A 19,384-nucleotide genomic window follows, 5' to 3' on the forward strand; every position below is an offset into this window, starting at 1 on the left:
TTCATTGCGTGGCACAGTTGAACGAGACGAGTCGCTCGACGGCATCAAACACACCCTGGCCAACGAGACCACGCTCACCAACGTGATTCTCGGTGCTGGCACTGACAGCAGCAGCCGCAACCTCGTTCGGGTTCGGGGGCGGCTGGGGGTAGGTCGATTAGGCCGAGTTGTTCCATGTAATAGCGGCGTTGTTCTTTGAGGTAGACGCGGGTGAGGCCGTGGAATGACCAGCCGGGGTATGTGATGCGGGTTTCGGTGGTGCCGGTGGTGATGAACTTTTCTCGTGGCCGTGAGAACGTGGCTGGCCGGGCGGATGCGAAGTAGTTTCGGTGACGTACCCGGGTGCATTTGTCGCTACCGATGCAGTCGCGGCAGCATTGGAGTGTTTCGGCTGCGGCTTTCATGCGGCGGTCGTATTCTCGGCGGAGGCGGGCTACTTTGCTGCTGATTTCGTCGGATGCTTTGAGGGCAGCGGAGCCGAGGGATTTTGCCGAGTATTTGACTGCTTTCATCGCGTAGTTGATGGCGGCGGCTAGTTGGTCATCGTCGGGGTTGTCGGCGAGGTTGGCGGCAGTGTTCGTACCGATCTGTTGCAGGTCGGATTGGGTGCCCCAGGTGATGGTGTCGTCGGTTTCACTGACGTAGTACGTGAGTTTGTCGTCTGAGCGGTGCACGTCGTAGCGACGTTTGAGGGTGGGGGTGAGTAGGCCGAGTTTGGCGGCGATTTCTTTGGCTTCGGTGCGGGTGGGGGCGGTTTGTATTGCGTTGGTGGCTTGCCGGGTGGGGTCGAGGGAGCGTACCCAGTAGGTGCTTGTGGTGGTTCGGATGATTTGCCGCACGGTGGCTTCGAACGTGAATCGTTCGGAGGGGGTGGTGAATGCGGGCATGCGGAGCATGATGTGGAGGTGCAGGGTGCCGCGGGCTTGCCATTCTCGAAGTACGGCGTATTCGAGAGTCGGGAAGTAGTAGCGGAGTTTCTGTTTGGTTGCGTTCCACAGCCGGCCGATGCCTCGGTTGAACCGCAGCATTCCGGCGTAGTCGTAGGTTTCGAGGTCGAGGGGGAGTCCTGCCCAGGCTTGGCCTTCGGGGGTGGCGATGCAGTGGATGGTGCCGCAGGCGCAGGGGGTGCGGTGGTGGTGGGTGTCGGCGGTGCCTTTTTCGTGGCATCCGCGGTGTACTTTCCCGAAGCTGGGGCCGGTGAGGGTGAGGAACCAGAATTCGTGCGGTGGCTGTGGGTCGGGGAGTGGGTCGAGACGGTCGGGTGCGATGCCGTCGTAAAGGATTTGTCGCACATCGCCGGAGTAGAGGTCGGCGCAGTGCGGGCAGCGTCGAGCGTTGGAGCTTGCGCATTTGACGACGGCAATGAGGTTGCCGGTTTCGTCGTAGACGCTGGCGGGGTGAAGGCAGGTGCCGCGGACGGTGGTCAGGGCAGCGGAGACCAGCGCGTCGCGGTTGAACACAGTGGTGGGGGTCATGCTTTTCACCTCTGCGGCGAGTGCATGGTTGGCTCTGAGTTTGAAGCTGAGAGTTTGCTGTCAAAACTCATAATCGTGAGGTCGCGGGTTCGAGCCCCGCTCCTGCTACCAGGCCAAGTACAACCCCGACTTCCTGAACATCAGGTAGGTCGGGGTCTTGTTCTTCGTGCTGAGGTGTTTCTCCGGAAGCTCATTGTGATCGAGAGCTACCGTCACCAGAGCTTTACGCTCAATTCACTCATACTTTACGAGTCAGATGCTCCGTTGTTCTTTGGTCGAGAAACGTGCTGATGGATAGCACGTTTCGTTTCCCAGATGAAAGGCTAAGTATGTCATCAACCGTTCAGAACACGGATGCGTCTGCGCAGATCTTCCATCGGCCACGGCGTGCGCTTGCCCTCACGCTCGCGCTCTCCTTCGTACTTCCACTTTCTTTCAACGTCCAACCTGCATTCGCCACGACAGGTGATTCATTGCGTGGCACAGTTGAACGAGACGAGTCGCTCGACGGCATCAAACACACCCTGGCCAACGAGACCACGCTCACCAACGTGATTCTCGGTGCTGGCACTGACAGCAGCAGCCGCAACCTCGTTTGGTTCACCGACGCCGCGCACTCAGGTGCTCCCGTGGTAGAACTCATCGCCACGGATCAACTCGTCGATGGCAGCTTCCCCGCTGAGGGCGCAATCCGATTCGATCGAGACAACGGTATTCGTTCTGAACTGGCGGGCCAGACGAATTCGCGAGGGTTCGAGGCTTACAGCAATAAGGTCGAGTTCGCCGGTCTCGAGGCCGACACCGCATACACCTACCGCATTGGCAACGGCGACATCTGGCTTGGCCAGTGGAACTTCACCACCGAGAAGCAAACGGATGAGTGGAGTTTCTTCTTCATTGGCGACCCACAGATCGGTGCCGAATCTGGGCACAAGGGGCACAACCCCATGGAGCGCAGCTACCAGGCGGACACTTGGGGCTGGAACGAGACACTCAAGCTGGCAACCGAAACATTCCCCGAGGTTCGCACGATTGTTTCGGCTGGCGACCAGGTTGAATCAGATCGCAAGAGCACTCCCAATAGCTCATGGAACCAGACCGAAAAGGAATACCTCGGCTACAGCTACCCGGAGGCGCTGCAGACACTGCAAAGTGCGCCGACACTGGGTAATCACGATTACTATGACGGCGGTCGTGACACCTACCAGCAGCACTACAACATCCCAAACTTCGATCCCGAAACGTGGAACCACTGGTGGGTGCAGAATAACGTGCTCTTCCTCCACCTGAACACCGAGTTCAACGACCCTGAAAAGCATCGCGACCTGCACGATGCGTGGCTCACCAAGGTGCTTGAGGAGCAGGGGGACAAGTACCGTCACCACGTTGCGGTGTTCCACCGTCCTTTGTATTCGACCGGTACCACTCACTCCACGAGCCCGACGACTGAGCGAGTGCGGAGCACGTTCACGCCCCTGCTCCAAAAGCACAACATCAGCATTATTCTTACCGGGCACGACCACTCCTATGCTCGGTCGCACGTCCTTGAGGACTACAACCCGGGGACGTACAACCACGTCACCAAGTCGTGGGACGGCTCCACTGGCAAGATTGTCGACCTCGGTAGCTACGAGGATGCGCCGCGGGAAGTCTTCCTCGAAGACAACCAGCTGGTCTCGCTGGTGGCGAACTCGGCATCGGGCTCGAAATACTACGACCTAGTCCAACCAAAGCACCCGTTCCTTGCGGTGAACAACCAGGAGTTCGTGCGCAACTACTCGGTAATCGGCATCGATAACTGCTCTGTCACCTACCGCACGTTCCGTGCAGAAGCAAACGACAAACACGAAGCCAACTCCGTCGTCGACGAAGTGCGCGTAAACGTCCCGAACGCGCGGCCAACCCTGGAACAGAACCCGAGCCCCATCACTGTTTCGCAAGACAAGCTCGAGACGCTCGACCTAACCACTGACCTTGACTACACGGTTTGTGATGCAGAGAAGTTCCCGATTGAGGTTGAAGGCGCAATCGACGAGAGTAAGACTGGCGTTGAGCAGACCGTGACTCTCACCATCGCGAAGGGAACCGCCTGGGAGGTGTCGACCGAGCGCACCGTTACGATCCTGCCTGCATCGGAAGGTGGCTCCGACGGTGGTACTGACGACGAAGCAACGGTGAAACCGTCTCCAACCGCAGAGGATGACACAGCCGCTAGCCCGGCGCCCGGCAGCGGCAAGAAGACTTCTGCAGAAGCTAATGGCGATAACGCCTTGGCAAATACCGGTGCGCAAGAACTTACTCCGCTTGCTGGATACGCAGTGCTACTGCTGATCGTAGGTACGCTCACTGCGACATTTGCTCGACGACGCGGATCGAAGGCGTAGCGAAGCATCTGAAAGCTGTGGTCTTGTGGGGGCATGCCTACCTAGGTGCCCCCACAAATCGTTTCACGAGTCTTGCGGGTGGCTGCTGCCAAGACCTCGCGGTTGGTGTTTCGGCAGCTTGTCTGCCTCGGAAAATCAACCGTTTGCGTCAGTAGCGGCTGGTTGTGCAGTGTGCTGCCCAGGTGCGATGTTCGCGTCGGGTCGATGGAGGATGGCCGCCAGCGTGCTGCACAAAATGAGCAAGCCGATTAGTGGCGCACCAACCAGAATCGCATAATTGGGGAAGACCATGATGAAAAACAAGCCGATCTAGGCGATGAGCAGCATGACGGTCGAGCTTGTTGGTAGCTGTCGATGCTTCCGAACGGCGGGCGCGACACTGGCGATACCGAAGCCACACACGGCTCAGTGCCGAAACGCATCTACCGTACTTGAGCCTCTGTGTCCCGTCGCATCATCAACATCATTGGCCGTGCCCTAGGCTGAGAATCCCGGCCAGGAAAGGCATCCTCATGACTCAGTGGCGAGTACGTGACCTGCAAGCGACCGACCTCGACGGTGTGCTGCGCCTGTGGCAGCAGTATGAGCGTGACGTAACCCCGGTCTACTCACTCAACGAGGTGCTCGCATCCGCTCGTGTCGATACCGCGGTGGTCGCAACGGTCGGCGACCAGGTGGTGGGTGTCGCAGTTGCGCGTGCGGCTCACGACCAAGCCTGGATCGTGTTCCTCGCTGTCGACGATGACTGGCGTCAGCAGGGCATCAGCCGGGGGATGCTCGCGGCGCTTGAGCAGCGACTGGCGCCGGAAGGCATCCAGCGCATGTCGATTCTCGTGCCGGACGGTGAAGAGCATGTCGCGGCCCTCAGCAAGGCGGGCTATGCCGACCAGCGTCACCTGCGCTATTTCGAGCGGGAGATTCCGGTGCGACAGGATGAGATTCTCCGGCTGCGTGAACTCGGTGGCAGGCTGCTGCCGCATGACCGGTGGGGCAAGATCGGCGGGATGCAGCGCGAAAAGGATCTGCTCGAGAACCGGCTGGTGTTGCCATTGGCGCAGCCAGAGCGAGCCGAGGAGTTCGGGGTGGTGCCGCCGCGGTCGATTGTGCTGTTTGGTCCTCCTGGCACCGGTAAGACGACGTTCGCTAAGGCAATTGCATCCCGTCTTGAATGGCCGTTTGTGGAGGTATTCCCTTCGCGTCTCGCCTCCTCCCCGCTCGGTCTTGCCGGTGAGCTGCGTGAAACCTTCGAGAAGATTGACGACCTCGATCACGCGGTGGTGTTCATCGACGAGGTCGAAGAAATCGCCGTGAAGCGCGGTGGCGAGCCGCCGTCGCCGATGCAGGGTGTGACGAATGAACTGCTGAAGGTGATTCCAGCGTTCCGTGAGCGGCCCGGACGCCTGCTCATCTGCGCCACCAACTTCATCCGTGCTCTCGACCCGGCGTTCCTGCGGCATGGCCGGTTCGATTATGTGGTGCCGATCGGGTTGCCGGACGCGGATGCGCGGCTGGCGATTTGGCGGGCGTTTGTGCCGCAGCTCGCCGGCGAACTCGATTTCGCGGCGCTCGTCGCGGCGAGCGACGGTTTCTCACCGGCAGATATTGAGTTTGCGGCGCGCAGCGCATCCCAAACCGCGTTTGAACGCGCGGTGGCTGGTGGCGACGACGCCGGGCCGACACTCGATGATTATCTCGCGGCAATTTCGCAGACCCGCACCACAGTGTCGGCCGAAGTTGCAGCCGAGTTTGCAGAAGACATCCGCACGTTGGCTCGCATCTAGCCGGTATAGATGCGCCAGGCTGCGCATCCGTCTTGCCCTGACCAGCGTCGACTTGACGCCGCTCCAGCAGTGGGTGCGCGCGACTCCCTACCGCACCGAATCGATCACTGAGCCGCGGATCGTCAACGCAGCGATCAACGCGCCCAGCAGCGACGCCGCCACGGTGATCAGCCACGAACTCTGCCAACTCCCCACGGCTACCGCGACGGCCGCAAACAGAATTGGCCCGACAAAATTGGCCGCGTTGTAAACGTGTTGCATCAGCCCGAGAACCGCTGCGGCGGAGCCACCCGCTGGGGCAACATCCACAGCCAGCCGGGTGATGCTGGCCGGAATCGCGGCGCCACAGAACGAGAACAACGTGGCCAAGACAATCTGCCAAATCAGCCCACCAGTGATGGCTTGCCAATCGACGGCAAAGAACAGTGTGGTGGTGACCGCCATTGTTGCTAGCGCACCAACCACCAGGGGTCTCATTGGTGCGCCGCGTCGCAACAGAATGCCGGTGAGCACACTGCCGGCACCGTTCGATCCGGCCACGATCGCAGTCGCCGCACCAGCCACCAGCTTGTCGACGCCGACAGCGGAAAAGATCGTGGGGAGGAAGCCGATCACAGCGCCCCACTGCAGCGTGTAGCAACCGAAAACCAGTGAGAGGCCCCACGGCGGCAGCGTTCGCACCGTCTGCACGATGCGACCAAACGCTGAACGCAGCGCATTACGCTGCGCACCACCGTGAACGCTGGGCGGATCGGCCGGTACGAAAAACAGCACGATCGGCACCATCACCGCCGTGAGAGCGGCCATGATGAGCCACCACACCTGCCAGCTCACAGCGGTCAGCAGCAGGGTTGACGCCAAGACCGCGATGAATGCGGCGATCCCCTGAAACGCACCCCACCAGCCCAGCGCCGTATTGGCCGTAAGCGCATTGCAATTGTGACGGATGAGCGCCGGGGCCACCACTGTCGCCAGCAGAAAACCAACTCCCTCAAGCGCGCGGCTCAGCATCAGCAGCTCGAAAGTCGTTGCGCCGGCGCCCGCCGCTGACCCGATTGCAAGCAACACTAGGCCGAGCAGCAGCGTGCGCCGCAGCCCAATGACCTCAGCCATGAGCGACGCCGCCAGCCCCAGCAGCATCGAAGCCACCTGCACCACGCCGAGCAGGGGGCCGGCAAGCACGAGCGAAATCCCCAGCTCTGCGCGAATTCCCTCCAACGCGCCGGGAAGCTTCCAGATGTGCATCGCGGCAACGACGCCGGCAATAACAACGACAATCCAACGAAGGGGGCTAGTAGAGGGCGGCGACGGTGACATGGCACGAGCCTAAGGCGAATTGCGGCGAGCGTGTCGTCAGGTGCCGCAGAAGGTTTGGAAGTATCGGGTGAAGTCGGCGGGTGCGGGTTGCGCGAACCGCGCGCGATCGGTGCGTTCAGTGAACGGGTCGGTCACGGCTTCGAGCAGGGCAAAGAGTTCGGCGGTATCGCCGGCGTTCGCTTCGCGCAGTGCCTGCTCCACCGCGTGGTTGCGGGGGATCACCACCGGATTGGCGCGACGCATTACGGATGCATCCGGCCGTTGTGCGCGCCACCGTTCGAGCCATGCGTCGAACTCGCCGGTGCGGCATTCGCCATTGGCGTTATTGCTGGTGGCGAGCTGTGCTCGCAGCGGCTCGAGTTCGTCATCGGCTGCCGCGGTGAGTGCCCGGAATGTGCCGGTGAAATCGAGCTTGCGGCGCTGCATGAGGTCGAGCAAATCGTGAACGAGTGAGTTCAGCGGAAGATTTTGGCTCCAGGACGCAGATACTGCATCCTGATTGGAAAATGTTCCGCGAACCTCATCGCAGTCCTCGGCTGGCGTGCGGGCGAGGCCGAGTTTCGCGTACATACCGCGCATGAACCGCTGCTCGTACTGCCCGGCAAACCCCTCGAGCGCAGACTTTGCGAGATCGACTGCCCGGTTCGGGTCGTCATCGAGCAGCGGTAGGAGAGTCTCGGCGAACCGAGTCAGATTCCACTCGGCCATGACTGGTTGCTGGCCAAAGGCGTAGCGGCTCTCGCTGTCGATCGAACTGAACACCGTGGCCGGGTCGTAAACATCCAGGAACGCGCAGGGGCCGTAGTCGATGGTCTCGCCGCTGATGGTCATATTGTCGGTGTTCATGACGCCATGAATGAAGCCCACGAGCATCCACTGCGCCACCGTGTGCGCCTGTGCCGAAATCACTGAACGCAACAGGCCGAGATAGGGCTGATCGGTATCGGCAAGCTCGGGGTAGTGGCGTTCGATGGCGTAGTCGGCGAGCCGCTGCAACAGCGCTTCATCGCCGCGCAGTGCTGCGTATTGGAATGAGCCCACACGCAGGTGGCTCGCCGCAGTGCGCACGAGGATCGCGCCGGGTTCGCGGCCGTGCCGAAACACCGGGCGGCCCGTGGTGAGTACCGCGAGCGAACGCGTGGTGGGGACGCCGAGCGCGTGCATTGCCTCACTGACGATGAGTTCGCGCAGCATGGGGCCAAGTGTTGCCCTGCCGTCGGCGCCACCGCGCGCAAATGGGGTGGCGCCCGATCCTTTGAGATGCACATCGACGAGACCCTGCACGGTTTCCAGTTCGCCGAGTAGCAGCGCCCGGCCATCTCCCAATAGTGGTGAAAATCCGCCGAACTGGTGGCCAGAGTAGGCCTGCGCCACCGGTCGCGCAGACGCGGGAAGTTTCGCGCCCGAGAGGAGATCAACGCCTGATTCTGCCGCGAGTTCATCGGAGTCGAGGCCGAGATCGGTGGCGAGTGATTCGTTGAGCACCACGAGCTGGGCTGATGGGCAAGGTTCAGCTCGCCAGGGGTGCGCGAGTTCGGGGAGGCGGTCGGCGAATTGGTGCGTGAGTGATATCGGCAGCATGGAGATCCGGGGTAGGGGATTGGTGCGTTGCCGCAAGGGTAGGACGCGGGGCTGATGAACGCGTCAGTGGGGATGCGCTGCCGCGCTGGCGCTGGCTGTCATGTCGGCTATTGGCAAGTTCGAGACGGAGCGTCACGCCGATTTTGACGCGCGGGTTTCGTGATCCAGCGGGCATGAGCGTGCCGGAGGTAGTGCTTCTTGGATTTGATCTCAAGTCTGCATCCCGGGGTAATTTTGCGGCCGATCGGCGCTGCATTCCGTACGGAGAGATTCTCATTATCAGCAATAAATGAATGAATAACTCTACGAAAAGTAGTATATTTCTGTACCCCGTTTGGTGTGCACCGGTCTGGCCGCACTCACTCTTTCCGCTTGAGCCCGGCGACAAGGCCACCTGCCGATTCTTCCGGCTGCTCACTCCTCCGGAGCTCGAAAACGGCCGCACCACTGCGCTCGAGTTGCGTTTCCAGCTGTTCGGAGCAGGGAGTGAACTGATCTCGGCGCCTGCTGTTCCCGTTGTCGAATTCGGTGGCTCCCAGGGCGAGGACCCAGAGGGTGACGACCCCGAGGGTGAGCCTCCGGCAACCGGGCCTGCTGATGAGGCTCCGGCCGCTGAGGCGCAGGCCGAGTCGCCAAGGGTCGACGCAACCCCGACGGCAACCGCCAACGCTGCCCCCACCCCGGCCGCATCTGCAACGCAGGTGGTAAGCGGCTTCCGCAGACCGGTGCCGCCGGTCTGGTGCCGCTCGCGGCAGCCGCTGGACTCGCTGCCCTCGGCGGCGCGATGCTGCTGCGTCGCAGCCGCGCCTAGCGCGAATCCTTCACGAACGGCCTCGGATGTCAGCGGGCATTCGGGGCCGTTGGTGTTCATCCACCCGAGGCAACTTCTGTGCGAATACACATTCGGAGTAACAGTACGATGGCCCGGGTGTCGTGCCCAGCAAGCGTGCGACTCTGGGCAAGTCGCCCGCGGTATCAGGTTGTCTTGAATCCCCAGGAACGGGCCCGTAGACTGCCCACGGGAAGTAATAAACGGGTTTCATTTCGAGTCCGATTCAACGAAGAAACAAGGAGACAAGTAGAAATGGCCAATTTCGCAGTCATCAACCCCGCGACCGGTGAGACGGTCAAGGAGTACCCCAGCGCAACCAACCAGGAGATCGAGGCTGCGCTCGCGAGCGCCCAGTCGGCCTACCAGAACTGGTCGCGTAAGACCACCGTCGCCGAGCGTGCCAAGCTCGCTCAGCGCGCCGCAGAACTGTTCGAAGAGCGCAAGGAAGAACTCGGCGCCATCATCAACCGTGAGATGGGCAAGCCGCTCGACCAGTCGGTCGGCGAGGCAGAGTTCTCGGGTGCCATCACCGAAGCGTTCGCAAAGAACGCTGAAGAATGGCTCGCTGACGAGCCGCTCGAGGTTGAAGACGGCCTCAAGTCGTTCTTCCGCTACCAGGGCCTCGGTGTGATCCTCGGCATCATGCCGTGGAACTACCCCTACTACCAGGTCGCTCGCTTCGCGGTGCCGAACCTCATCCTCGGTAACACCGTGATCCTCAAGCACGCCAGCCAGTGCCCCGAGTCGGCACTCGCGCTGCAGCAGATCTTCCTCGACGCCGGCTTCCCCGAGGGTGCCTACGTCAACGTCTTCGCCGACCACGACCAGCTCGCAACCATGATCGCTGACGACCGCGTGCAGGGCGTCTCGCTCACCGGTTCGGAGCGTGCCGGTGCGATCGTGGCTGAGCAGGCCGGTCGCGCACTCAAGAAGTGCGTGCTCGAGCTCGGTGGTTCGGACGTCTTCCTCGTGCTTGATACCGATGACATCGACTACGCCGTCGAACACGCGGTCGGCGGCCGCATGGAGAACACCGGTCAGGCTTGCAACGGCTCGAAGCGCATCGTTGTCATGGACAAGTACTACGACGAGTTCGCCGAGAAGTTCCTCGCCGCTATCGGTGGCCAGTCGTACGAGAAGGGCGACTTCGGTCCGCTCTCGTCGGATGGTGCCACCAAGACTCTGACCGAGCAGGTCGGTCGCGCTGTTGAGCAGGGTGCTGAGATCCTCGTTGGTAACAACGAGCCCGAGGGCAACGTCTACACCCCGACTGTCATCGGCGGCGTCACCCCCGACATGGACGTCTACAGCCAGGAGCTGTTCGGCCCCGTGGCCCAGCTCTACAAGGTTTCGAGCGACGAAGAAGCAATCGAACTGGCCAACTCGTCGCAGTACGGTCTCGGCTCGATCATCATCTGCGACGACCTCGAGCGCGCTGAGCAGGTTGGTAACCAGCTCGACGTGGGCATGGTCTTCATCGGCGGTGCCGGCCTCGAAGGTCCCGACGTGCCGTTCGGTGGCGTGAAGAAGTCGGGTTACGGCCGCGAGATGGGTCGCGTGGGTATTCTCGAGTTCGCCAACAAGAAGCTGTTCCGCTACGCGGACCGCACTGGCGCAGCCGAGTAACGACGCGAACCGCTCGCGTTCTCACTGACGCAGCTGTCGACACGGTGGGCATCGACTTCGGTCGGTGCCCACCGGCGTTTGTGTCGACACCTCACGGTCCGTGCCGACACTTCACGGCTGGTCCCGCCAGTTCGCGTGTGGTCGGTGTGCGACTATTCGGCCGGCAGGTGCTCGGCGCGGAACACCTCACCGGCTGCCTGGCGCAGGGCTGAAATCACCGCGGCAATGGCCGGGTCACGGCGGCCGGTGGCAATCACCGTGTCACGGTGCAGCAGCGGCTCAGTGAACGGCAGCAGGCGCAGCCGAGGATCATCCGCAGCCACCACCGATGCCGGTACCGCAGCCACAAAAAGCCCCTCGGCAACCAGCTGCAAAATCACCCGATAATCATCCGAGCGCATCCCGACCCGCTGCGAAAAGCCCGCCATTTCGCAGCGGCGAGCGATCTCGCTATCCACCGGGTCGTGATCGGATGCACCAACCGCCCAGCGGTCGGCAGCAAAATCACTCAGCTGCACTGCGGTGTTATTCGCGTGCGGATGATTGCTGGGGGTGGCCAAGAGCATCGGCTCGCTGCGCAACAATCGCAGCGTGTAAGCACTGTTGCGATTGCTGGTGCGCGGCCCCGCGGTAAATAGCACGGCGATATCGAGGTCGCCGGCTTCAAGCCCCGCGCGCAGCGAAACGGTCTCATCAAGTGAGACCACCAGATCGATTCCCGCTTCAGTAGCGAGCTGCACTGCGGCCGGAATGAGCCCAGCGGCAGTGGGGAAGACCCCGAGTCGCACGCGCTGGGCGCGGTGCTCGAGCCAGCTGGTGGCCAGTTCGCGAGTTTCAGTGTTGAGCGTCAGTGTTCGCCGTGCCTGCTGCGCGACGATCAGACCAAATTCGGTGAGCTTGGAGCCGCGCGGGTGGCGTTCAAGCAGTTTGCCACCGAGGCTCGCCTCGAGTCGACGCAGGTGGTGGTCGGCGGTGGGGTGTGACCAACCGAGCCGAGACGCGGCTGCGGCCACCGAACCAAACTCGGCCACGGCTGCCAGGGCCAGCATCCCCCGCAAATCGAGCAGCGCATCCGGTGACTTCTCATTAAGTTCCATAGCGACTATGAGGCTACTTGCCGATGATGCCATTCTCAATGCCAAGCTCAGTGAATAACGTAACCGTTATGACGCTTGCATTTTCATCGGTGCCTGGCGGCGACGAAGCCGTAACTGAAGGCGCCCCCTACGCGCGAGCCCTCAACCGGCTCGCCAAGGCCTCGACTCTCTCGTTCTACGTCCCCGGACACGGTGCCACCAGTGACGGCGCCGGTTCATCACTCGCCGAATACTTCGGTGACCGCGCGGTCGAACTCGACGTGCCCCCGATGATCGACGGTATCGACCTGGGTGAAAACTCGCCCCGCACACAGGCCATGGAGCTTGCCGCCGAAGCCTGGGGCGCCCGGCGCACCTGGTTCCTCACCAACGGATCGACACAGGGTAACCGCACCGCGGCCCTGGCCATTCGCTCGCTCGGCCCCGACATCGTGATGCAGCGCAGCGCGCACTCGAGCTTCGTTGACGGTGTCATCTTGGCCGGCCTCAACCCCACCTATGTGCAGCCCACTATCGACACCGAGCTCGGTATCGCCCACGGCGTCACCGCCGAATCGGTGGCAGCGGCAATGGATGCACACCCCGGCAACCCCACCGCCGTATATGTCGTCTCGCCCAGCTACTTTGGTGCCGTCGCCGACATTCCCGCCATCGCCGAGGTCGTACACGCCCGCGGCGCGGCGCTCATCGTCGACTGCGCCTGGGGTGCACACTTCGGCTTCCACCCGGAGCTGGCCGAATCGCCGCTGCGCCAGGGGGCCGACCTGTCGATCATGTCGACCCACAAACTCACCAACTCGCTCACCCAGTCGGCCATGCTGCACCTGGGACACGGCGAATTTGCCGACCGCCTCGAGCCGATCGTCGCGCGCGCCCACGCCATGACCGCATCCACGAGCGAATCATCGCTGCTGCTCGCCTCGCTCGACCTGGCCCGCCGCGACCTCGTGAACGGCGGCGACCACTATGAAGAGTCGATCGCCAACGCCGCTCGCGCCCGCGAACTCCTGCGTGCCGACGGACGCTACCCGGTGGTGTCAGACAGCTTTGACCGCTATGACGACATCGTCGGCCAAGATCCGCTGCGCATCCCCATCGACGTGCGCGCAACCGGCCTCGACGGCCACGCGGTGCGCAACCAGCTCGCCAATAAGTACGGTATTTACGTTGAAATGGCGACCGCTTCGACCATCGTGCTGGTGATCGGCTTCGGCAAGTCGCCGTCGATTGAGCCGGTTATTAAGGCACTTGATGAAATGACCGTGCCGGACGGCGAACGCTTCGCGGTGTCACTGCCACAGCTGCCGCCAACCGGCCCGATTCACAGCCTGCCGCGCGAGGCATACTTCGCGGAGGCTGAAATCGTGCCGGCACACGAGGCAATCGGCCGCGTCTCGGCAGCATCGCTCGCGGCTTACCCGCCGGGCATCCCGAACGTGCTGCCGGGTGAAGAGATCACCGCTGAAGTGGTTGACTTCCTGCAGGCATCGGCCGCCGTGCGCGGCGGCTACGTGCGCGGGGCGGCTGACTCGGCCGTGCAAACCATGATGGTTGTGCGCGACTAATCGAACGCAACCGAAAAGCGCCCCGGATCGCGGGTTGTCCGCACGCGCACCTGATCCCAGTGTGTGATGCGCGGCAGCCCGCGAGCCTCGTTTCCGGCAAAATCACCCACCACAACGCACTCCGCCCCGGCGGCGGTAGCTGAAGCCAGGCCCGCGGCCCCATCCTCAAACGCCAGCAGCTCAGATGCGGGAAGCCCCAGCGCGGCAGCCCCGCGCAAAAATGGTTCGGGATGCGGTTTGCCCCGCTCGACTGACTCTATCGTCACCCGTGGCTCGGGCATCGGCACCCCGGCAATTGCGAACCGGCGCCGCGCCAGCTCCAGCGGCGCCGAGGTCACGATCGCCATCGGCAGCCCCAGCTGCTGGGCGCGGCGGATGAACGCGGCGGCACCCGGCACCTCGACAATGCCCTCGGTGCGGCGCAGCCCCTCGTCCTCAACCCAGTCACACCAGTGCTGCTGAGTGGCCGCATCCGCATCCGGCATTGCCCGTCGCACAGTTGAAATCGTTGGCAAGCCGTGCGAATAGCTCAAAATCTCCCGCGCATCCAGATCATGTGCGGCAGCAAACTCGCCCCAGATCGCCTCAACCAGAGGCGTGGAATCAACCAGCGTGCCATCCATATCCAGCAGCACGCCGCGTACCAGCACCGTCTCGGTCACTTCCTTAACCGGTTTCGACGCAGGGTGCGCAGCACAATCGCGCCAAAAAACACGGCCACGATAATCCCGCCAACCCACCACATCACGGTGTCGCCGACGCTGGCGCCGTGAGCCGGGGTATCCGTTTCGGCCGCAGCCAAAAGCGACCACCACATTTCATTTGCCATAGCGCTTCCATCCTTGCACTAATACGCGGCAGCGTCTCGGTGAGCGCGGGTCAGATCTGCACGGGGCACAGAACGACGCACAGAACGGAGCGCCGATTTGTGACCCCAAGTTGCCCGCATCCCCGCCCATAAACCCGTTCAATGCAACAATTGGGGCACCGCGCATCCGCGCCCGAAGGAAAAACAATGTGTCGACTCTTTGCCTACGCCGCCCCCGTCGAAACCACGGTGGGCGAGATGATTGGTGTGAGTAACGCCGAAGCCTTCCAGCAGATGACCACGATCCACAACGACGGCTGGGGGAGCGCTTGGCTTGCCGCCGGGCCGGGCGAAACCGTGCCCGAGGTGGAATCGGTGCGGGTATCGACACCCGGCCAGCACGACCCGATGCTCAACTCGGCACTGCTGTCGGTTCCCTCCTACGCGCGCCTGGTGCACCTGCGGCTCGCAACCGACGCACACAAACGCACAAAAACCAACACACATCCGTTTGTTGCCGACGGTATTGCCTTCGCCCACAACGGCTCCATCACCCCGGTCGAAGGATTCGACGAACTTCTTCCCGAGCCGTGGCAGCAGGGCATCGAGGGCAGCACCGACTCAGAACGCTATTTTGCATTCGTGCGGCGCATGATCGCCGAAAGTGACGGCACCGTGGCCGACGGCTTGATCCGTGCGGTGCGAGAACTCCGCGCGAAGTTCCCGACTGCGAGCCTCAACGCGGTGCTGCTCACCGAAGACGAGCTGCTCGTGGTGCACGCCAACTCAACCGCGATGGTCACCGACGAGTCGTTCCGCGCCTGCGGAATCGACCCGACGCTGCTGCCAGCCGACCACGCCCACGACTACTACAAACTCGCCATGCTGCAGCTGGCCGACGGCACAACAGTGTTCTCATCCACGGGTATCGACCTGGCCGGCTGGACCCGCATCCCCGACGACACCATCACCCGCATCGACCTGAACACCCTCGAACTCTCGCAGCGCAAACTCTTCGGTGGCCGCGAAAGCGCCTCGCGCAACGAACGGGCCGCGCTCAACGACCGCACGATCTTCGAACTCGCCCGCCGGTAGCATCCCGATTGCATCCCAAGATTCAGCAGCTTGCGCGCCGGCACTCGTTAGGGTGGGATGCGTGAGTGTGAATCCTGATCTGGCCGGTCGACGCTACCGGCTCAATGAGCCCTATCAGGTTGGTCGTGAACACGTACGCGAATTTGCCCGCGCCGTATTCGCCACCAGCCCCATCCACTTTGATGTTGCCGCAGCACGCGCGGCAGGCTACGCGGATGTGGTTGCGCCAACAACCTACTCGGCAGTGCTGCAAGACCGCGCGATGCAGCTCATGCTCGCCGACGAGCTTGTCGACTTCGAACTCAAAAACATCGTGCACGGCGACGAACGATTCACCTTTACGCGACAGATCGTCGCCGGTGACGAGCTCACGGTCGAGCTCGAGGTGACAAATGTGCGCGCCCTCGGCGCCAACGGCATGATTTCAGCGACCACCACGGTGACCGATCAGCATGGCGAAACCGTGCTCACCGGTGCCGCGACGCTCGTAGTGGGAGGCAGCAAATGACCGGTATCGATCTCACCACCGCGACCATCGGCGATACTGTCGCCGAGCAGACCCTGCACTTCACGCGCGATTCGCTCGTGCGCTACGCGGGCGCATCCGGCGACTTCAACCCCATCCACTACCGCGACGATATTGCCGCTGAGGTTGGGCTGCCGGGAGTGCTGGCCCACGGGATGCTCACCATGGGCGCCGCGATTCAGCCGCTTATTGCCGAGCTCGGCGACCCTGGCCGCGTTGTCGACTACCAGGTGCGGTTCACAAAACCGGTCGTGGTCGATCCGGTGACTGGCGCCGACGTACATGTAATCGCGAAGGTTGCCCAGCTCGCCGACGAGGACGGTATTGGTCGCATCGATCTTGAAGTCAGCTGCGATGGCGTGAAGGTGCTCGGAAAATCACAGGTGCGCGTGAGGTTTGCTGCATGACCACCTTTGCCGAACTCACCACCACACGGGTGTCGGATGCGGCCGCGCAACTCGTGGCGCCGGCCAACCGGGATGCGCTCGCGGCCGAATATCGGCGCCTGGTCGAGGCGGACGAACCATTCCTCGTGATTGGCGGCGGGTCGAACACGATCGTGTCCGACAGCGGATTCGACGGTGAGGTGCTGCACATTTGCACTTCGGGCATTGAAGTAGCGGATGCTGGCGACGGGGTGTTGGTAACCGCCGAAGCGGGTGAGTCGTGGAGCGAACTTGTTGATTGCACCGTTGCCGACGGACTCAGCGGCATCGAGGCGCTCGCGGGCATCCCCGGCACGGTGGGTGCCGCACCGGTGCAGAACATTGGTGCCTATGGGCAGGAGCTTGCCGATGTGCTGGAGCGCATCGAGGTGGTTGAGGCTGAAACCGGTGAGATTCGCTGGGTGGACGCGAGCGAGCTCGGGCTCGGTTATCGCACTTCGGCGCTGAAGCGGGGCGAGTTGCGCGCCCTGGTGTTGCGTGTGGTGTTGCGTTTGCAGCGGGTGGGGGATGCGGCGGGTGCCGCGGTTCGATACGCGCAGCTCGCAAAAGCGCTCGGGGTTGAGCTGGGTGACCGGGTGCCGGTAGCGCAGCAGCGGGATGCGGTGCTGCGGCTGCGTGCGAGCAAGGGCATGGTGCTTGATCCCGGCGACCCGGACACGCGCTCGAGCGGCTCGTTTTTTGTAAACCCGGTGGTGCATCGCGAATTTGTGGTGGACTTGCCGGAGGATGCGCCGCAATTTGATGCGGGTGCGGATGAAGATGGCCGGCCGCTCGTGAAACTTTCGGCCGCCTGGCTGATCGACCACGCGGGGGTGAAGCGGGGGTTTGCGCTACCGGGTTCGGGGGCGGCGATTTCGTCGAAGCACACGCTCGCCATTACGAATCACGACGGGGCAACCGCCGAACAGATTGCTGAGCTCGCGCGCTTCGTGCGGGCCCGGGTGATGCAGGAGTTTGGGGTGCTGCTGGTTCCCGAACCGAACCTCATTGGTCTTGAGGTGTAGTGACGGGTGCGCGACTACGACTTCCAGCCGCCGGCGCCGGTGTATCCACCGGAAGCGCAGGATGCGCAGCGGGTGGTGCGGTTGCGGCGGCCGGTGGGTCTGCTCATCCTGACGGTTGTTGCCGCGCTGACCGTGGTGGGGCTGGGTATTGCCGCGGTGGTGACCGGTGGGCGAGTGGCGCAGCCCGCGGCTGCTCCCACCGGGACGCCGCTGCACTTCGGTGACGAAACTGACAGCACCGATACCCGTACACCGCTACCGACTACGACCCCCGAACCGGTGCAGCCGGGAACCCTGGTGCCGATCACGATGAACGCGCAGTTCACGCAGGGGCTCACGGTGGTGGAGCCGCAGTCGCGGGGCTGGTCGAAACAGGAAATTCTGAACCGTCCGGGGCAGCTGACGCTGAATGACCCGGGATATGCGGCGCGGTTTGAGCTGTGGCAGACGGGCCTTTACACCTCGGCGCAGTCGGATGAGTCGCTCACTGAGACACAGCTGTTGCGCATCGGTGATGAGTGTTTAAGCCAGCTGCAAAATGTTGGTGAGCCGGAGGTGTACGTGCTGCAGGGTCGCGACGGCACCAAGCTTGAATTGCTGGGGCAGCGGGCGGTTGGGTGTGATGGTGGCGAGATCGTGATGTACGAGCGGTTGATGCCGCACTCGGGCACCCGCATCCATATTGTGCTGTGGTCCGAGGGTGGCGAGGGTGCGGTGGCGGCTAACGCTGAGCTGCAGCGGCTGCTGCGCGAAACGAGCTTCACGATCCCGTAGCGCGCGGATGAGCGGTGGGCGCTGTGGGCGTGCCGGTCCGCGCCGCGCTTCACGTAGCCACGCGCTCGTTCGCTTCGCGCCCGCTTCGCTCCGCGCCCACCCACGCCGCGCCCGCTTCGCTCCGCGCCACGCCCGCTTCGCTCCGCGCCACGCCCGCTTCGCTCCGCGCCCACCCACGCCACGCCCGCTTCGCTCCGCGCCTCGCCCGCTTCGCTTCGCTCCGCTTCGCTTCGCCCCCCACCCACGCCGCGCCCGCTTCGCTTCGCTCCACGCCCGCTCGTTCGCTTCGCTCCGCGCCCGCTCGTTCGCTTCGCTCCGCGCCTCTCGCCCCGCGCCGCCGTTCACCCGCTCACGAGCCGGATCTGTGTGGGTTCGCGTCATTTGTACGTGCTGTGCCACACACAAATGACGCGAGCCCACACAAATGGGCGTGCAGAGGTGGACGTGTGCGGTGAGAGGAGGCGGGGCGTGCCGCCGTGCTGCGCTCTTGCTCCCCGCTTGTTCGGGTACACCGCGGGTGCTCGGGTACACCGCTATGGCGGTGTACCTCAGTCATTGCGGTGTCTTTGAGCGCAGCGTGGGGGTGCGCGGTGCCAGATGCGGCCTTGCGCGCGCGGCGCTTCCCCACAGCTGACGTGGCTACGCCCGCCCTACGTCCCGCCGCCCCCGTTCACCCGCTCACGAGTTGGATCTGTGTGTGTGTTCGCGTCATTTGTACGTGTTCTGCCACACACAAATGACGTGAACCCACACAAATGGGCGTGGAGTGGGGGTGTGCACGCCAGCGGTGTGGGCGCACCACGCGCTCGGCAGCGCTAGCGGTGCCATTTCGCGCAGTTCTGCCACGAAGTGGCACCGCGTTCGGCTAGTGGCACCTGTATGCCGGTGCCATTTGTGAGTTGCGGTGCCATTTCCCATAGGGAGGGGCAGGGGGGGCGGCGGCCGCTTGTTCGGGTACACCGCGGGCGTTCGGGTACACCGGCATGGCGGTGTCCTTCAGTGGTTGCGGTGTCTTTGAACGTTGGCAGCGTGCAAAGGTGGGGGTGCAGAGGTGCGGGTGCAGAGGTACGGAT

The 19,384-nt window shown here is 63.1% G+C and carries 16 protein-coding genes; 10 read left to right on the top strand and 6 right to left on the bottom strand.

The window, feature by feature from the left end; all coding sequences use genetic code 11:
- Positions 1-74 precede the first annotated feature (74 nt).
- Positions 75-1,475, bottom strand: coding sequence for a replication initiator (locus JMV54_RS10305; protein WP_201518835.1), 1,401 nt, complete (start codon positions 1,473-1,475; stop codon positions 75-77).
- Between the two features lie 329 nt (positions 1,476-1,804).
- Here JMV54_RS10305 and JMV54_RS10310 point away from each other — a divergent pair, with 329 nt between their 5' ends.
- Both JMV54_RS10310 and JMV54_RS10315 read left to right on the top strand, forming a co-directional pair.
- Positions 1,805-3,859, top strand: coding sequence for a purple acid phosphatase family protein (locus JMV54_RS10310; protein WP_201518836.1), 2,055 nt, complete (start codon positions 1,805-1,807; stop codon positions 3,857-3,859).
- A 512-nt stretch (positions 3,860-4,371) separates the two neighbouring features.
- Complete coding sequence (locus JMV54_RS10315; protein ID WP_201518837.1) at positions 4,372-5,640, top strand: ATP-binding protein; 1,269 nt, start codon at positions 4,372-4,374, stop codon at positions 5,638-5,640.
- 87 nt (positions 5,641-5,727) lie between these two features.
- Here JMV54_RS10315 and JMV54_RS10320 read toward each other — a convergent pair whose 3' ends face one another.
- Together JMV54_RS10320 and JMV54_RS10325 are read right to left on the bottom strand one after the other, a co-directional pair.
- Positions 5,728-6,957 (bottom strand): MFS transporter, encoded by a 1,230-nt coding sequence (locus JMV54_RS10320; protein WP_201518838.1) that lies wholly within the window; start codon positions 6,955-6,957, stop codon positions 5,728-5,730.
- 36 nt (positions 6,958-6,993) lie between these two features.
- Positions 6,994-8,538 carry a protein adenylyltransferase SelO gene (locus JMV54_RS10325; protein ID WP_201518839.1) on the bottom strand — a complete coding sequence of 515 codons (1,545 nt, stop codon included), beginning with the start codon at positions 8,536-8,538 and terminating at the stop codon, positions 6,994-6,996.
- Between the two features lie 688 nt (positions 8,539-9,226).
- On the opposite strand from JMV54_RS10325, the gene JMV54_RS10850 reads away from it, so the two are divergent.
- Positions 9,227-9,349 carry an LPXTG cell wall anchor domain-containing protein gene (locus tag JMV54_RS10850; RefSeq protein WP_201518850.1) on the top strand — a complete coding sequence of 41 codons (123 nt, stop codon included), beginning with the start codon at positions 9,227-9,229 and terminating at the stop codon, positions 9,347-9,349.
- Between the two features lie 273 nt (positions 9,350-9,622).
- Complete coding sequence (locus tag JMV54_RS10335; protein WP_201518840.1) at positions 9,623-10,996, top strand: NAD-dependent succinate-semialdehyde dehydrogenase; 1,374 nt, start codon at positions 9,623-9,625, stop codon at positions 10,994-10,996.
- A gap of 152 nt (positions 10,997-11,148) precedes the next feature.
- On the opposite strand, the gene JMV54_RS10340 is transcribed toward JMV54_RS10335, so the two are convergent.
- Positions 11,149-12,093 carry a LysR family transcriptional regulator gene (locus JMV54_RS10340; protein ID WP_201518841.1) on the bottom strand — a complete coding sequence of 315 codons (945 nt, stop codon included), beginning with the start codon at positions 12,091-12,093 and terminating at the stop codon, positions 11,149-11,151.
- Between the two features lie 68 nt (positions 12,094-12,161).
- Here JMV54_RS10340 and JMV54_RS10345 point away from each other — a divergent pair, with 68 nt between their 5' ends.
- A complete protein-coding gene (locus tag JMV54_RS10345) occupies positions 12,162-13,658 on the top strand; it encodes an aminotransferase class I/II-fold pyridoxal phosphate-dependent enzyme (protein ID WP_201518842.1) in 1,497 nt (498 codons plus the stop codon).
- Here the strand turns inward: JMV54_RS10345 and JMV54_RS10350 are convergent.
- Both JMV54_RS10350 and JMV54_RS10355 read right to left on the bottom strand, forming a co-directional pair.
- Positions 13,655-14,320, bottom strand: coding sequence for an HAD-IA family hydrolase (locus tag JMV54_RS10350; RefSeq protein WP_201518843.1), 666 nt, complete (start codon positions 14,318-14,320; stop codon positions 13,655-13,657). The genes JMV54_RS10345 and JMV54_RS10350 overlap by 4 nt on opposite strands.
- Entirely contained in the window at positions 14,317-14,487 is a 171-nt protein-coding gene (locus JMV54_RS10355) for a hypothetical protein (RefSeq protein WP_201518844.1), read from the bottom strand. The genes JMV54_RS10350 and JMV54_RS10355 overlap by 4 nt, the downstream gene beginning before the upstream one ends.
- A gap of 186 nt (positions 14,488-14,673) precedes the next feature.
- Here JMV54_RS10355 and JMV54_RS10360 point away from each other — a divergent pair, with 186 nt between their 5' ends.
- From JMV54_RS10360 to JMV54_RS10380, 5 genes are all read left to right on the top strand, one after another.
- A complete protein-coding gene (locus tag JMV54_RS10360; protein WP_201518845.1) occupies positions 14,674-15,561 on the top strand; it encodes a class II glutamine amidotransferase in 888 nt (295 codons plus the stop codon).
- A gap of 61 nt (positions 15,562-15,622) precedes the next feature.
- Positions 15,623-16,069 (top strand): FAS1-like dehydratase domain-containing protein, encoded by a 447-nt coding sequence (locus JMV54_RS10365; protein ID WP_201518846.1) that lies wholly within the window; start codon positions 15,623-15,625, stop codon positions 16,067-16,069.
- Positions 16,066-16,494 (top strand): MaoC/PaaZ C-terminal domain-containing protein, encoded by a 429-nt coding sequence (locus JMV54_RS10370; RefSeq protein ID WP_201518847.1) that lies wholly within the window; start codon positions 16,066-16,068, stop codon positions 16,492-16,494. Before JMV54_RS10365 ends, JMV54_RS10370 begins: the two co-directional genes overlap by 4 nt.
- Entirely contained in the window at positions 16,491-17,537 is a 1,047-nt protein-coding gene (locus tag JMV54_RS10375) for a UDP-N-acetylmuramate dehydrogenase (protein WP_201518848.1), read from the top strand. The genes JMV54_RS10370 and JMV54_RS10375 overlap by 4 nt, the downstream gene beginning before the upstream one ends.
- Positions 17,538-17,543: 6 nt before the next feature.
- The gene (locus JMV54_RS10380) at positions 17,544-18,311 is read left to right on the top strand and encodes a hypothetical protein (RefSeq protein ID WP_201518849.1); all 768 of its coding nucleotides are present in this window, start codon (positions 17,544-17,546) and stop codon (positions 18,309-18,311) included.
- Positions 18,312-19,384: the final 1,073 nt, after the last annotated feature.

Source organism: Gulosibacter hominis, assembly GCF_904842695.1.
Taxonomy (GTDB): Bacteria; Actinomycetota; Actinomycetes; order Actinomycetales; family Microbacteriaceae; genus Gulosibacter; species Gulosibacter hominis.

Bases quoted from the DNA above. Each gene is read 5' to 3' on its own strand.
- JMV54_RS10305 (WP_201518835.1), bottom strand. From the start codon at position 1,475: ATGACCCCCACCACTGTGTTCAACCGCGACGCGCTGGTCTCCGCTGCC.
- JMV54_RS10310 (WP_201518836.1), top strand. From the start codon at position 1,805: ATGTCATCAACCGTTCAGAACACGGATGCGTCTGCGCAGATCTTCCAT.
- JMV54_RS10315 (WP_201518837.1), top strand. From the start codon at position 4,372: ATGACTCAGTGGCGAGTACGTGACCTGCAAGCGACCGACCTCGACGGT.
- JMV54_RS10320 (WP_201518838.1), bottom strand. From the start codon at position 6,957: ATGTCACCGTCGCCGCCCTCTACTAGCCCCCTTCGTTGGATTGTCGTT.
- JMV54_RS10325 (WP_201518839.1), bottom strand. From the start codon at position 8,538: ATGCTGCCGATATCACTCACGCACCAATTCGCCGACCGCCTCCCCGAA.
- JMV54_RS10335 (WP_201518840.1), top strand. From the start codon at position 9,623: ATGGCCAATTTCGCAGTCATCAACCCCGCGACCGGTGAGACGGTCAAG.
- JMV54_RS10340 (WP_201518841.1), bottom strand. From the start codon at position 12,093: ATGGAACTTAATGAGAAGTCACCGGATGCGCTGCTCGATTTGCGGGGG.
- JMV54_RS10345 (WP_201518842.1), top strand. From the start codon at position 12,162: ATGACGCTTGCATTTTCATCGGTGCCTGGCGGCGACGAAGCCGTAACT.
- JMV54_RS10355 (WP_201518844.1), bottom strand. From the start codon at position 14,487: ATGGCAAATGAAATGTGGTGGTCGCTTTTGGCTGCGGCCGAAACGGAT.
- JMV54_RS10360 (WP_201518845.1), top strand. From the start codon at position 14,674: ATGTGTCGACTCTTTGCCTACGCCGCCCCCGTCGAAACCACGGTGGGC.
- JMV54_RS10370 (WP_201518847.1), top strand. From the start codon at position 16,066: ATGACCGGTATCGATCTCACCACCGCGACCATCGGCGATACTGTCGCC.
- JMV54_RS10375 (WP_201518848.1), top strand. From the start codon at position 16,491: ATGACCACCTTTGCCGAACTCACCACCACACGGGTGTCGGATGCGGCC.